General features: G+C 41.7%; 11 protein-coding genes. 8 read left to right on the top strand and 3 right to left on the bottom strand.

Annotation, left to right across the window (positions count from 1 at the left end):
* Positions 1–26: 26 nt before the first annotated feature.
* Genes ACLTWA_RS19520 through ACLTWA_RS19510 form a run of 3 tightly spaced genes read left to right on the top strand, consistent with a single transcriptional unit; the run spans position 27 to position 3,460 of the window.
* Complete coding sequence (locus tag ACLTWA_RS19520; RefSeq protein ID WP_412329581.1) at positions 27–1,625, top strand: xylulokinase; 1,599 nt, start codon at positions 27–29, stop codon at positions 1,623–1,625.
* Between the two features lie 28 nt (positions 1,626–1,653).
* Entirely contained in the window at positions 1,654–2,349 is a 696-nt protein-coding gene (locus ACLTWA_RS19515) for an L-ribulose-5-phosphate 4-epimerase (protein ID WP_412329580.1), read from the top strand.
* 10 nt (positions 2,350–2,359) lie between these two features.
* Positions 2,360–3,460 (top strand): GntR family transcriptional regulator, encoded by a 1,101-nt coding sequence (locus ACLTWA_RS19510; RefSeq protein ID WP_412329579.1) that lies wholly within the window; start codon positions 2,360–2,362, stop codon positions 3,458–3,460.
* A gap of 20 nt (positions 3,461–3,480) precedes the next feature.
* Here the strand turns inward: ACLTWA_RS19510 and ACLTWA_RS19505 are convergent, their stop codons facing one another.
* The 3 genes from ACLTWA_RS19505 to ACLTWA_RS19495 form a co-directional block, all read right to left on the bottom strand.
* Positions 3,481–5,517 carry a thioredoxin domain-containing protein gene (locus ACLTWA_RS19505; RefSeq protein ID WP_412329578.1) on the bottom strand — a complete coding sequence of 679 codons (2,037 nt, stop codon included), beginning with the start codon at positions 5,515–5,517 and terminating at the stop codon, positions 3,481–3,483.
* Between the two features lie 161 nt (positions 5,518–5,678).
* Positions 5,679–6,188: a hypothetical protein gene (locus tag ACLTWA_RS19500; protein WP_412329577.1), complete on the bottom strand. Its 510-nt coding sequence runs from the start codon at positions 6,186–6,188 to the stop codon at positions 5,679–5,681.
* Positions 6,185–6,511, bottom strand: coding sequence for a hypothetical protein (locus tag ACLTWA_RS19495; RefSeq protein WP_412329576.1), 327 nt, complete (start codon positions 6,509–6,511; stop codon positions 6,185–6,187). Before ACLTWA_RS19495 ends, ACLTWA_RS19500 begins: the two co-directional genes overlap by 4 nt.
* 507 nt (positions 6,512–7,018) lie before the next feature.
* Here ACLTWA_RS19495 and rpoN point away from each other — a divergent pair.
* The 5 genes from rpoN (at position 7,019) to ACLTWA_RS19470 (ending at position 13,998) form a co-directional block, all read left to right on the top strand.
* Positions 7,019–8,317 (top strand): RNA polymerase factor sigma-54, encoded by a 1,299-nt coding sequence (rpoN, locus tag ACLTWA_RS19490; protein ID WP_412329575.1) that lies wholly within the window; start codon positions 7,019–7,021, stop codon positions 8,315–8,317.
* Between the two features lie 93 nt (positions 8,318–8,410).
* Positions 8,411–10,336 carry a sigma 54-interacting transcriptional regulator gene (locus ACLTWA_RS19485; protein ID WP_412329574.1) on the top strand — a complete coding sequence of 642 codons (1,926 nt, stop codon included), beginning with the start codon at positions 8,411–8,413 and terminating at the stop codon, positions 10,334–10,336.
* A gap of 270 nt (positions 10,337–10,606) precedes the next feature.
* Positions 10,607–11,851 carry an SLC13 family permease gene (locus ACLTWA_RS19480; protein ID WP_412329573.1) on the top strand — a complete coding sequence of 415 codons (1,245 nt, stop codon included), beginning with the start codon at positions 10,607–10,609 and terminating at the stop codon, positions 11,849–11,851.
* Between the two features lie 20 nt (positions 11,852–11,871).
* Positions 11,872–13,068: a CaiB/BaiF CoA transferase family protein gene (locus ACLTWA_RS19475; RefSeq protein WP_412329572.1), complete on the top strand. Its 1,197-nt coding sequence runs from the start codon at positions 11,872–11,874 to the stop codon at positions 13,066–13,068.
* A gap of 15 nt (positions 13,069–13,083) precedes the next feature.
* Positions 13,084–13,998, top strand: a complete 915-nt coding sequence (locus ACLTWA_RS19470; protein WP_412329571.1) for a hydroxymethylglutaryl-CoA lyase — start codon at positions 13,084–13,086, stop codon at positions 13,996–13,998.
* Positions 13,999–14,199: the final 201 nt, after the last annotated feature.

Here is a 14,199-nt window from a genome sequence, read left to right as displayed (position 1 = left end):
GCCTGTTCTTTAAGGAGGGGGTTCTGATGAAGGAGAAACAAATTGCAGCGGCTGTCCGGGAGGGGAAGACCGCTCTGGGAATGGAACTTGGTTCCACCAGAATTAAAGCGATATTAGTAGATGAAGCTCACACCCCCATTGCTTCCGGCAGTTATGATTGGGAAAACCGGTATGAAAATGGGATTTGGACCTATTCCATTGAAGATATATGGAATGGAGTCCGGGAAAGTTACAGGCAGATGGCAGAGGACGTCAAAAAGCAATACGGGGAAACGCTTACCACCATCGGTGCCATTGGCTTTTCGGCTATGATGCATGGATATATGGCATTTGATAAAAATGGGGAAATACTGGTCCCGTTCCGCACGTGGAGAAATACCATGACAGCAGAAGCCTCTGAAAAGCTGACGGAATTGTTTGCCTTTCATATTCCCCAAAGATGGAGCATTGCTCACCTGTATCAGGCGGTTCTTAATAAAGAAGAGCATGTACGGCATTTGGATTACCTCATAACTTTGGAAGGCTACGTTCACTGGAAGCTGACAGGAGAACGGGTTCTTGGAATCGGAGACTGTGCGGGAATGTTCCCGGTTGACAGCAATACAAAGGATTTTCATGAACGGATGGTAAAACAGTTCGATGAGCTTATTGCTGGAGAACAGTATCCCTGGAAGCTAAGAGATATTATGCCCAGGGTATTAACGGCGGGAGAAGCAGCAGGCACTTTGACGGAAGAGGGGGCAAGGCTTTTGGATATCAGCGGGAATCTAAAGGCAGGGATTCCGTGTTGTCCGCCGGAGGGAGATGCAGGAACCGGCATGACAGCCACCAACAGCGTGGCAAGAAGAACCGGTAATGTTTCCGCAGGAACCAGCGTATTTGCCATGGTTGTTCTGGAAAAGGAATTGTCAAAGGTACATCCGGAGATCGACCTGGTTACCACACCGGCAGGAGATTCGGTTGCCATGGTCCACTGCAACAACTGTACCTCGGATATAAATGCCTGGGTTTCTCTCTTTGAGGAATTTGCCTTGACCATGGGAATGAAAATAGATAAAAATACGCTGTTTTCCACCTTGTTCCAGAAAGCTCTGGAAGGAGATAAGGACGGAGGAAAGCTCCTTTCCTACGGATATTTATCCGGAGAGCATTTGACACGTTTTGAAGAAGGCAGGCCCTTATTCGTACGGACGCCGGAGAGCCGTTTCAATCTGGCTAACTTTATGAGGGTTCATCTTTATACGGCTTTAGGTGCCTTAAAGATGGGAATGGATATTCTCTATGAGGAAGGTGTTGCGCTTGATGTGCTTACGGGCCATGGAGGACTCTTTAAAACGAAGGAAGCGGGGCAGAAGATCATGGCTGCAGCGATGAAGGTTCCGGTTGCTGTCATGGAGACCGCAGGGGAAGGCGGTGCCTGGGGAGCGGCTCTTTTAGCATCTTATATGATAAGAAAAGAGGAGGGAGAAACTCTGGATCATTACCTTGCAAAGAAGGTTTTTGCCGGGGAAGCAGGTAATCTGATTGAACCGGATCCGGAGGATGAAAAGGGGTTTGCAGCTTTTATGGAGCGTTATAAAAAAGGACTATCCATAGAACGTGCAGCAGTAGACAGCTTGAAATGATTACAGGAGCGGAAAGGCGGCAAAAAGTATGCTGGAAGAACTGAAAAAAGTCGTATATGAAGCAAATATGGAACTGCCCCGGAGAGGACTTATCACCTATACCTGGGGAAACGCAAGCGGAATCGACCGAAAAAAGGGCCTTTTTGTTATTAAGCCCAGCGGAGTGGATTATGATAAACTCATGCCGGAGGATATGGTGGTTATGGATCTTCATGGGAATAAAGTGGAGGGAGAACTAAATCCTTCCTCTGATACGGCCACTCATCTGGAGCTTTATAAGGCGTTTAAAGCGGTGGGTGGTATCGTACATACCCATTCTCCCATGGCAACCTCCTGGGCCCAGGCAGGAAGAGCCCTTCCCTGCTATGGAACCACCCATGCCGATTACTTTTATGGAGAGATTCCCTGTGCCAGAAATCTAACAGAGGAAGAGATCGAAGATGGATATGAGAAAAATACCGGAATGGTGATCATAGAGACTTTTAAAGGGAAAGATCCCATGCATGTTCCTGCGGTTCTCTGTAAAAACCATGGTCCCTTTACCTGGGGAACAGATGCGGCCAATGCAGTTCATAATGCAGTGGTGCTGGAGGAAATCGCAAGGATGAATCTGATGACTGAACTGTTAAATCCATCGGTAATTCCGGCACCTCAGTGTATGCAGGATAAGCATTTCCTGCGCAAGCATGGACCCGATGCATATTACGGGCAGAATCAATTATAAGGAGTTTTTTATGGCAGAGGACAGCGGAAAAACAAAATATTATGTGTTGATGGAAGAATTGAAAAGGGATATTATTTCAGGAAAAAGAAAACCCGGAGACCGTCTGCCATCGGAAAATGAATTATCCGCCGCCTGTCACGTCAGCCGCCACACGGTAAGAAAGGCGCTTTCCATTCTGGAGCAGGATGGATTTATTGAGGCACAGCATGGAAGAGGGACCTTTGTTTCCAGAAAAGCAGGGGGGAAAAAGGGGTCGGGCAATATAGCGGTCATTACTACGTATTTATCCGATTATATATTTCCAAGACTGATTCAGGGAATCGACCGTGTGCTTACGGCAGGCGGATACAGCATTATTCTTAAAAATACAGGAAACAGCAGGTTAAAGGAAAGCAAATGTCTGGAAGAGATTCTGGAAAAGAATATTGACGGCCTGATCATTGAACCCAGCAAAAGTGAAATCATGTGCGGTCATAAAGGGCTGTTCGATAAGCTGGATTTTTACCAGATCCCTTATGTATTTATCCAGGGGTACTATTCCCGGATGAAACAAAAGCCTCATATTCTTATGGATGACTGCATGGGCGGGTATCTGGTTACCCGGTATTTGCTTACTCTTGGGCATAGGCATGTTCTGGGGATTTTTAAGGCGGATGATATTCAGGGAAGAGACCGGCACAAAGGCTATGTAAAGGCATTGCAGGAGTCCGGATTATCCTATGATCCGGATATGGTCATCTGGTTTCATACGGAAGACCGGACCGTTAAGCCTGGGGAGATATTAAAGTATCTGCTGGAAGAGGGACGGGAAATAGACGGGATCGTCTGCTACAACGACCAGATCGCTCTTGAGGTCATAAAAACCCTTGACAGATGCGGCCTTTCTGTACCGGAGGATGTTTCCGTTACAGGCTATGACAATTCCTTTATTGCAGAAAACGGAAGGGTGAAGCTGACCACCATTGCCCACCCCCAGGAACGGCTGGGGGCAATGGCAGCAGAGCTTCTCCTGGAAAAAATAAACGGAATTCCCGATGAGGAAAGCCGGGTGGAACGGATTCTAAAACCGGAGCTGGTGATCCGGGAATCCTGTGTTAATCGGTTAAAATAAGCGGCAGATGAAATCGGTTTTTATTGCAGGTGCTTGAACAGGCTGGAAAGATCATCGGTCGGAGAATAACAGGCTCCGTTATGACACAGATAATAGACCGTTCCGGTTTGGGGAATGGGGTAGCTTGCAGTAAAGGGAGCGGCCTTTTCCAAGTCCTCTTTGTTTTTATGGGTCTTAACAAGTACAGACAAGTTGACGGTAGGCGCATGTTTCAAATAAACGATCAATTCCTCAGGAATACTTTTCTCGGCAGTTATACAAACCAGCTGGGAAGATGGATAAACCGCTTGAGAGACGGCCAGTAATGCCATACAGTGTCCTGCCGGGTAATCTTTTATAGAATTAGCAAGAAAACCAAGCTGGCGGCGGCTTAATTGCTGCCACCTTATTTCACCTGTCAGTTTTGAGAGCTGTTCCAGAACAACAGCTGCCACTGAGTTACCGGAAGGAATGGCACCGTCATAGGTTTCTTTGGGGCGGTTAATCAGCTGTTCGCTGTTCTTTGAATAAAGGAAGAAGCCGCCTTGCCGGGCATCTTCAAAATTGTCCAGCATTTGTTCTGCCATGCGGATCGCCTGCTGCAAATATTCTGTTTCATACGTAGCGTTATATAGTTCCAGCATGGCATATGCGTAAAACGCATAATCATCCAGCTGTCCGTCATTTGCAGCTTCCCCCTCACGCCAGCGGAGCTTCAATTCTCCATGCTCATTGGTCAGGGCTGTTTTGATAAAGGAGCAAGCATTTCTGGCAGCTTGAATATATCCGGGATTGTCAAACAGCCAGCCAGCTTTTGCCAGAGCCGCAATCATCAGTGCATTCCAGGAGGTAAGAACCTTATCGTCTTTATGAAGCCGGGTACGGTTAAAACGATAAGTGTACAGCTTATGAGTCATTTCTTTTATACCAAGGTCCGTCTCGCCATATCGGGGATTGTCCAGTAAATTCAAAATATTCTTTCCTTCAAAATTCCCATGTTCTGTTATACCAAACCAATCACAGAAAACTCCGCCATCGGTTTCCCCCAATACATTGTAAATTTCTTTTTTGGTAAATACATAATATTTTCCCTCGTTTCCATCACTGTCTGCGTCCTGCCCGCAATAAAATCCGCCTTTTTCATCAAGCAGTTCCCTTATTGCGTAATCCAGAGTGCGTTTTGCAACCATAGAAAAAAATTCATTGTTAGTAACAAGGTATGTCTCCAGATAAGCAAGGGCAAGCAGAGCATTGTCATAAAGCATTTTTTCAAAATGGGGCACAAGCCATTTTTCATCGGTGGAATAGCGGGAAAAACCTCCGCCCAAATGATCAAAGATACCGCCCCGGAACATCTGGGTAAGGGTATGCTTGACCATTTCCAGGGAGGAATCGTCTTGTTCCCGCAGGGAATATTGTAAAAGAAACAAAAGGTTGTGAGGAGTAGGGAATTTTGGAGCAGATCCAAATCCACCCCACTTGGGATCATAATTACTTTTTAATTGTCTGGCTGCATGGATTAAGATAGTATCGTTCAGATCCGCATCTTTGCTCTGGACCTTTTGCTGCCTGTTCAATAAGGCAGTAACCTGTTCTCCCTTGGATAGAAGCGCATTTCGGTCGTTATCCCACATAAGTCTGACAGCTTCCAGCAGCTCCACAAGTCCCATTCTTCCGTAGGTTTCTGTTTTAGGAAGATAGGTTCCTGCCCAAAATGGTTTTTGATCCGGCGTCATAATGATTGTAAGGGGCCAGCCCCCGGAGCCCGTGAACATCTGGCACACAGCCATATAGACTGCGTCAATATCCGGCCGTTCCTCCCGGTCCACCTTGATGCAGATGTAATGACGGTTAAGAATTTCGGCTGCCTCTTTATCTTCAAATGACTCATGGGCCATCACATGGCACCAATGACAGGTGCTATAACCAATACTTAAAAAGATGGGTTTATCTTCTGCTTTTGCTTTGGTAAATGCTTGTTTACACCAGGGCCACCAGTCAACTGGATTATAAGCATGTTGAAGTAGATAAGGACTTTTTTCATGTATTAATCTATTGGATATCTTGCTGGTTGTCATAGGGAATCACCTCCTTTCATAAAGATACAACCTATTATACCCAAACAAAACTATTTTCAACATACTTATAGTCTATAAACTCAATTATCGTCTTGTATCGTTCATTCTGTTCTTCCAAGTCAATAGAGGATTACTTTGACTTAAAACGGTTTTCAAAAAAGTTACCTATCACACTTATATAAGCTAATAAGATCCTTCACGAATATTTCTTCATTTGTGAACTGAATTTTATTATTGCTTAAAAATCCCTCCATTGATTGGATTGTTTTTTCGATAATAGAAATTTTCCATCTTTTGCTTAAATCTTTTTTAAAACTGATAGAAATTTCATTTTTTAATGGTTCATATACGATTGAACACAGAGTATCCGTCCGGCTGGTTTTGCTTAAAACTTCAAAAGCTTCATTTATTCCAAAGCTATGAATATTATTATGGATATATTCATGAGCACAAATATATCTATCAGCACCTCTGCCAGATACTTCATTATAATTTGCTTCCTTAAAATCCCCATTTGGGAAATTAGTCATAATAATAAAATCATTCTGACAAGGACTTACTATATTTGTATTATTTCTTTCTTCCAGAATAAATGCATCACCAGTTTTATCAGCAATAAGAGTATGTAGTCCTAAATCCGGGAATAACGGATTTCTGGGATAAGAGATCACTCTTTTATTAAGAATTTCAAAAAATTCAGATGTTTTTTTGTTTTCTTTAGCGCCTCATCAAAAATATCAAAAGCAGACCAATCATTTTCATCACAACTTGATTTGGAACCTGGACTATATTTTACTGCTTGAGTACAGATAAATAGACCCTCACTGTTAAAGCCCGCGATATTCCTGTATTTGTTATCTAATAAACCTGAAAAGTAAAATAAGTTCCTATCATTATAACTATTGACTTTTAGTTTTAAATCAATATCAGCAGCATCGAAATTCATACCATAAATAGCTTTTTCCTGACTGTATACTGCAAAACTTGTACACATTTTGGAGCCCCCTTTAATATATAATTTTGTCATATAATATGCTTCGAGTATTTAGAGAATCATTTGGTTATTTTACCATTGGCGTCACCGCTTTCTTATACTTCCATCCATATGATATCACCAGGTATCTCGATAGTTCAACCTGCAACATTTTTCGTAATCAAAAATGCTCCACTAGTTTTCAAAATCAACAGAGTAATTTCTTGAAGTGTTGTGTGAATTGTTTAGCTTATATACCTTATTATATTTAGTAGATTAAATTCGTTTATTTGGGTGCTATAACCAATACTTAAAAATGGGTATATCGCAAACATACCGATCGTAAACTGATAGGTTTGTCAGATTCTTTCTGAAAAGAATATCGTTTAAAATGGGCAATTATAACAAAAAAAATCTTTTATAATCATATAAAATGACTTTTATTGACAAAAAATGCATATTATAATATGATTAAATGGTTTGATAAACTATCAGGATTTAGTAAATATGCGAAAAAGGGAGAGTTAAATGCGGTTAGAGCAGGGGATTAAAACGGTGTTAACCCAAAAGCAGGTATTAACATCCAGGCAGATGCAGTCCCTAAGATTACTGGCTTTAAACAATATTGAGTTAGATGCAGTCTTGTTAAATGAATATCTGGAAAATCCTTTATTGGAAAATAGAAATGTCGAATCAAATGGCGGAAACAGTGGTGAATACAGCGGTGAATACCAGCAATGGTATCAAAATGCTGTTTCTGAGACAGAAGATATCTATTCTTACTTGTGGGAACAAATGGATATGACTAAATATAGCAGACAGGAACAAGAAGTAATTAATGTGATGATTGGCTGTCTGGATGACAATGGTTTTTTTAAAGTACCATTAGAACAGATACAGTTGCTTGTAAATGTGCCAATAGAGACAATTGGAAAATGCCTGAATGAATTAAGGCAATTGGAGCCAGTTGGTATATTCTCATCGGATATGGCTGAATGTCTGATCTTCCAGTTGAATCGGTTAGGTATAGAGGACCCTGTATTAAATGTTATAATAAAAGAATATTTAGAAGAGCTGTCACAGGGAAAAATTGCAGCCGTAACAAGGAAGCTGAATATTTCATCATCAACAGTACGAAGGTATCTTTCGGTGATAGCCAAACTTGATCCCAGACCCATGTTGTCATTAGGAAAGAATACGATCGATTATATTATTCCGGATGTTATTGTTTCCCGGTCATCTGGTGGCTATGAGGTTAAAATCAATGATAGCTGGTTAGCCAATTATCAAATCAATGATTACTATGCTGCAATGTTAAATAATACCGGTGATCCTGACTTATCTGCATATTTTAAAGAGAAACAGCAGCGTGCCCGCTTTTTTATAGAGGCTGTTGAACAGAGAAGAAAAACGATAATAGATATTGTAAAAGCATTGATAGAACTTCAGGGAGGCAGCCTGAGTCAAAAAAGCAAATTTAAGCCTGTTACCATGCAGCAAATAGCAAGTAAACTGGGGATAAACATATCTACAGTCAGCAGAGCCGTAAAAGATAAGTATATCCAATATCCATATGGGACAATAGCAATGAAAGAATTATTCACATCTGCCGTGGGTAGTAGTAACCATGATGAAGTATCGGTTTTTCGGATAAAAGAACTTCTTAAGGAAATTATTAACGGAGAAGAGAAAAAGCAACCTTACAGTGATGCTAAGTTAACAGAGTTATTGAAGAAAAATGGAATAACGCTGTCCAGAAGAGCTGTGGCCAAGTACAGGGATGAGCTGGGAATAAAAGGAAGTTTTGACCGGAAGATAAATGACTGAGTTTTTTTATCCTGGTATATTCCAGTTATGCTGTTTTGGGAAAAATTGCAAATTGGATCCATAGGGTAAAATCATTTGTACGGGAGAAGATTTATGGAAAAACGAAAAGATAACAGCATTCCTCAAATCTGTTTCATTGCACCGACGGAAAGCCTTGCAGGAAGAGCATCGACAATCATTCGGCGCAAAAGTCTGAAAATTAATGTATATACTGTGGCACTGGAAGGTGCGGTTGGAGTTGCAAGAGAATTGATTCAACAGGGCACCTGGCTGTTTATCAGCCGGGGAGGAACGAAAAGAATACTGGAAAAAGAGTTGTCAGCAACTGTTGTGGATATTCCTCTGCTTGCGTCAGATTATATTCCGGCACTTGAACAGGCAGCAAAGGCAAAGGGCAAAATAGCATTTTTTCTGGCGGAAGAGGTGAGTGATGAATTAAGAACCATGTGTTATCTACAGGCACTTGATGCTCAATATTATTATTTTACAGATGATGAAAGCTGCAGACAGTGTGTGATGCAGTCGGTTTGGGATGGTGCAGTGTTAGGTGTGGGAGGGATTGTGTCTGGCAGATATGCAAAAGAGGCAGGCATGCCTTATATTGTTGTGGAGAGTTCAAATGGTTCCATCGAGCGGGCAGTGGAAACTGCAGAGCAGTTATACCAGGTGCACCGAGCCAGCGAAAAGGAGAGAGAGCTGCTGGAAATCCAACTGGAGCGTTATAAGAATATCTTAAATTATACCCATGATGCGATTATAGCGATTGATGGGAGCGGACACATTGAGGTGACCAATCAGGTTGCAGAAAAGATACTGAATAAAGGAAAATTTCCGCTGGAAGGAAGGCGCATCGAAGAGGTGCTGCCCAATACTCAGATGATTAAAATTTTGCGGACCGGTGAAGCGGAAACCGGACAGTTGATGAATATTAACGGAACCATGTTTTCTACTAATCGAGTGCCGATCATCGTGAACCATAAAGTCAAGGGTGCAGTAGCGACATTCCGTGATATAAAATCACTGCAAAGTACAGAGAGGCAGATCCGCATCAAGCTTCACGAAAAAGGCTTAACTGCAAAGTATTACTTTTCAGATATTATCGGAAACTCACAGATTATGTTAAATGCCAAAAGCCTGGCAAGGGATTTTGCAGATTCCCACTTTACAATCATGCTCTATGGTGAAACCGGAACAGGGAAAGAGCTGTTTGCACAAAGCATCCATAATGCCAGTCCCAGAAAAGACGGACCATTTGTGGCGGTCAACTGTACTGCATTATCAAAATCATTGTTGGAAGCAGAACTTTTCGGCTATGAAGATGGCTCTTTTACCGGGGCAAAAAGGGGAGGAAAAGCAGGATTATTTGAAATTGCACACGGGGGAACCATATTTTTAGATGAAATAGGAGAACTTCCTCTGGAATTTCAAGCACAGTTTCTGCGCGTAATACAGGAAAAGGAAGTCAGAAGGGTAGGCGGAGATTCTGTTATTCCTGTTGATATACGGGTGATTGGAGCTACTAACCGTAATCTGCTGTCTTTTGTGGAATCCGGAGAGTTTCGCAAAGATTTATATTACCGGCTTAATGTGCTGAATCTAATGATTCCTGCTTTAAGCATGCGTGGGGATGACTATTTGCAGATTGCAGAAAGTATATATGAAAAGTCTGGAGCAGGATTAACTGAAGGTGACTGGGACAGCTTTTTAAATATTATGCGGACGTATAGCGGCTATCAGTGGCCTGGGAACGTAAGGGAGCTTCATAATATTGTAGAACGTATATGTCTTTTACAGAAAAAGGGTCTGACACAGGAAAAAATAATAGCGACTTTGCAAACTGCCTTTATAGCAGAACCTGTAAATCCGTCTGCCGGACAGCAAACAAAAAGTTTAGAAGATTTAGAACGGCAGGAGATATTAAATGCATTGGAAAAGAATCATGGAAGTGTTGCTAAGGCAGCAAAAGATTTAAAAATCAGCCGGTCTACCTTATACCGCAAGTTAAAAGAAAATCAATAGGTGTATTGTTTTGGAACAAAAGGCGTCTCATGTGTCTTAAAATGAGACGCTTTTTTTGTGTGCAGGAAAAGAAGTTCACAACTTATAAAAAATCCTATATCAAAAAGCCTGTATTTACGGGATTTTAAATATTTTTAATTCTCGACCAGTAGTTGGCATGATATTTGCTATATATAAAGGCAGGCATAACAAAAATTTTTGAAATGCAGTGCAGACAGAGAAGACCTGATCAATCTCCGCTTTCTGCAAAAAAAATAATGGAGGTACATTATGAGTTTAGCTTTCATATCACTGCTTGTACTGATCGTCGTGATTTTGGCAGGCTTTCTGAAAAAAGTCAACGTAGGCCTGTTGGCTGTCTTAGCAGTAGCTATTTTTGGGACCGTATCCGGTTACAGCGATAAGGTACTGATACAGGGATTTAATGCGGGCCTGTTTATTACGTTACTAGGCGTTTCATTTCTGTGTGCGGTAGGAATCTCCAACCAATCTCTGGAATTGCTGGTAAAGATTTTTTTGCATTTATCAGGCGGTTACGTAGTGGCGGTTCCAATTCTTATCTACATGATAGGATTTGGGATTGCAGCAATTGGGCCAGGATGTATCCCGGCACTTGGAATTGTAGCTGCATTGTCACTGCCTTTGGGAAAATCCACTGGTTATGATTCGGTCATGCTTGCAATTATTGGTCAGATTGGTTCTTTTGCGGGGCGATTTTCACCGATTACGCCGGAATCTATTTTGATAGGTGAAATTGCAGCCAAACAGGGAATTTATAATTTTCAGTCAACGGTTTTAATTTATGCAACTGTTACAACGTTTGTGCTCTCCGTTGTAATATATCTGATTTTTAAAGGTTTTAAGATTACAGGCAAGGTTTCAGAACAGGAACAGATGCCAAAATTGAATAGGAAGCAGATACTTACTTTATTTGGATTTTTAATTGTAATTGTTTCCTGTGCTTTTTTTAAACGAAATGTCGGAATTATTTCCTTTGCAACAGGAATTGCATTGGTGGTACTGGGGGCAGCAGATGAAAAGACAGTGTTCCGGACTGTTTCCTGGTCAACGTTATTAATGATTACGGGAGTAGGAATGCTGATGGAAGTTGTTATTGATGTCGGAGGAGTAAAACTGCTTTCAGAAAGTCTGTCCGCAATTATGCATCCCCGTACTGCTGTTGCCATACAGGGGTTAATCGGAGGTATTATGACATGGTTTAGTTCAGCGCTTGGTGTTGTTTGGCCGACTCTTGTTCCAACGGTTGGCAGTGTTGCTGAAAAGGTAGGTGTATCAGCCAATGATTTGATCACAATTTTATGCCTGACGGGTTCATTTGCAGGACTTAGTCCGGCCTCAACCGGAGGCGGCCTGATCATGGCAGCAAAGGCCACTGATCCTGATTTTGATAAAGAACAGGAAAATAAGTTATTTATCAAGCTGTTTGGATTATCGGCATTGATGCTTGCCATCATCGTGGTGGTCGCCTTGATGGGCGTATATAGCATTTTATAATTGAAGAGAGTGAGGAAAGAATGATGAAGAAAAAACTGTTGGATGGTGTTGTTGTACTTGATTTAACGCGTGTATTAGCCGGTCCCTATTGCGGGATGCTGCTGGCAGATATGGGAGCTGTGGTATATAAAATAGAAGTTCCGGGAAAAGGTGATGACAGCCGTTCCTTTGGCCCGTATGTAAATGGTGAAAGTGCCTATTATATGAATTTTAACCGCGGAAAGATAGGCTGTACGCTCAATTTAAAAAAAGAGGAAGGAAAAGATATTTTTAAGGAAATGGTAAAAAAGGCTGATATTGTGATTGAAAATTACAGACCCGGTACCATGGAAAAGCTTGGGCTTGGATACGATGTATTAAAGGAAATCAACCCGCGCCTGATATATGGTGCAGTATCCGGTTTCGGTCATTACGGTCCTTATCATAATCGTGCCGGCTATGATATTATTGGCCAGGCTATGGGCGGCCTGATGAGTACAACCGGCTGGCCCGGCGGCGAGGCTACCAGGACCGGAACTCCAATGGGCGATGTTTTAGGAGGTTTAAATCTGACAATTGGTATTTTAGCGGCACTGTTTCATGTACGTTCAACCGGAATTGGAGAAAAGGTAGATGTATCACTGGTTGATTCCGTTGTTTCTTCCATGACCAATATCAACTTGATTTATCTGGCGGAAGGCCGTATTCCGGAACGGATTGGTAACCGTTATGAATCTACATACCCTTATGATTCCTTTAAAGCAAAAGATAACAGTGTGATTATTGGTGCCGGAAATGACAAGCTGTATAAAAATTTGTGTGTACTGATGGGGATGCCGGAACTTGCCGATGATCCCAGATTTCTGACGGTCAAGGACCGGGTGCAGAATCATGAGGCCATGAAGCAAATTATTGAAACATGGACGAAGCAATACACGGTAGAGGAAATCACCTCTATGCTTAATAAAGAAGGAATACCAGGCTGTCCAATTAATTCAATTGATAAGGTTGTTATTGATCCCCAGATCGCAGGTGCCAGAAATATGTTTCCACAAATAGAACATCCGGTTGCCGGCTTGATGCGCCTCACCAATAATGCAATTAAATTCACAGAAAGTAATGCAGACCCGGTGGCTCCTGCACCAGTTCTTGGACAGGATAATGATTTAGTATTTGGTAAATTTTTAGAAAAGTCTAATGATGAAATAAATGCTCTTAAGGAGAAGTCGGTAATTTAAAGGAGAAAACTAAAAATGACAAGAAAAATTGAAGTTATAGAGGTTGGAACCAGAGATGGATTCCAGAGTGTAAACTGCAGTACAATTCCTACTGATTTGAAATTACATATTATTGATGAACTGGTTGGGGCGGGTATTAAGCATCTGGAATATACGTCCTTTGTAAGTCCGAAGGCAATCCCGCAGTTAGCCGATGCAGCAGAGGTGACGAACTATGTGCTGGAACGTTATCCTGAACTGGATGTATTTGCGCTGGTACCCAATATGAGAGGGGCATCTTCTGCATATGAACTGGGGCTTAAAAAGGTAGTTTACGTGGTATCTCTCAGCAAAAGCCATAATAAGGCGAATATTAATCGCACCCATGAAGAATCTTTGAATGGATATAAAGAAATCAAAAAGGCGTACTCTGATATGAATATTATTCTGGATCTGGCGACTGCATTTGGGTGTCCGTTTGAAGGAAAATACCAAGATCCCAGACAGGTGGTATCATTTCTAAAAGATTATATTGATGCCGGCTTAAAAACCTGCTGCTTATGTGATACGATCGGTATCGCTGATCCGATGCAGATAAAATCATTGGTCAGGGCATTAAACCAAAGCTATCCGGGTCTTGAGCTGATGGTTCATTTTCATGATACGAGAGGACTGGGGATGGTAAATACGCTGACAGCAATTGACATGGGAATCGATCGTGTTCAGTCCGCACTCGGAGGACTGGGGGGGTGTCCCTTTGCACCGGGGGCCTCTGGTAATTTATCTACTGAAGATCTGGTTTGGATGCTGAATGAAATGGGATATGACACCGGCATATCTTTTTCCAGGCTTTTGCAGACGGCTAAAGCACAGGAAATACAGATTAAGGGACAATACAGCGGTCATCAAATTCATATAAAGTCAGGTGTAGCAAAGCAAACAGAATGCTGATAGAAGCCAATCAGACTGGGAATGAAATCCCTTGTCAATGTGGATATGAGAAAGTGGATTAGAATACCATCAGTAAAAATCAATTATTAGAATAAAAATGGAACAGAAGCAGAAAGAGCCCGACTATTTTCGTTGGGCTCTTTTAGAAATTACACGAATGTGGCTAAACATTCATAAAAACTATAACATAAAAATATGTAT

The organism is Lacrimispora sp., assembly GCF_046972725.1.
Classification (GTDB): domain Bacteria; phylum Bacillota; class Clostridia; order Lachnospirales; family Lachnospiraceae; genus Lacrimispora.
The sequence above is the reverse complement of the archived record's forward strand: the minus strand, read 5'-3'. Positions and strand labels throughout refer to the sequence as shown.

Coding starts and splice junctions, on each gene's coding strand:
- ACLTWA_RS19520 (WP_412329581.1), top strand. CDS start 27: ATGAAGGAGAAACAAATTGCAGCGGCTGTCCGGGAGGGGAAGACCGCT.
- ACLTWA_RS19515 (WP_412329580.1), top strand. CDS start 1,654: ATGCTGGAAGAACTGAAAAAAGTCGTATATGAAGCAAATATGGAACTG.
- ACLTWA_RS19510 (WP_412329579.1), top strand. CDS start 2,360: ATGGCAGAGGACAGCGGAAAAACAAAATATTATGTGTTGATGGAAGAA.
- ACLTWA_RS19505 (WP_412329578.1), bottom strand. CDS start 5,517: ATGACAACCAGCAAGATATCCAATAGATTAATACATGAAAAAAGTCCT.
- ACLTWA_RS19495 (WP_412329576.1), bottom strand. CDS start 6,511: ATGTGTACAAGTTTTGCAGTATACAGTCAGGAAAAAGCTATTTATGGT.
- rpoN (WP_412329575.1), top strand. CDS start 7,019: ATGCGGTTAGAGCAGGGGATTAAAACGGTGTTAACCCAAAAGCAGGTA.
- ACLTWA_RS19485 (WP_412329574.1), top strand. CDS start 8,411: ATGGAAAAACGAAAAGATAACAGCATTCCTCAAATCTGTTTCATTGCA.
- ACLTWA_RS19480 (WP_412329573.1), top strand. CDS start 10,607: ATGAGTTTAGCTTTCATATCACTGCTTGTACTGATCGTCGTGATTTTG.
- ACLTWA_RS19475 (WP_412329572.1), top strand. CDS start 11,872: ATGATGAAGAAAAAACTGTTGGATGGTGTTGTTGTACTTGATTTAACG.
- ACLTWA_RS19470 (WP_412329571.1), top strand. CDS start 13,084: ATGACAAGAAAAATTGAAGTTATAGAGGTTGGAACCAGAGATGGATTC.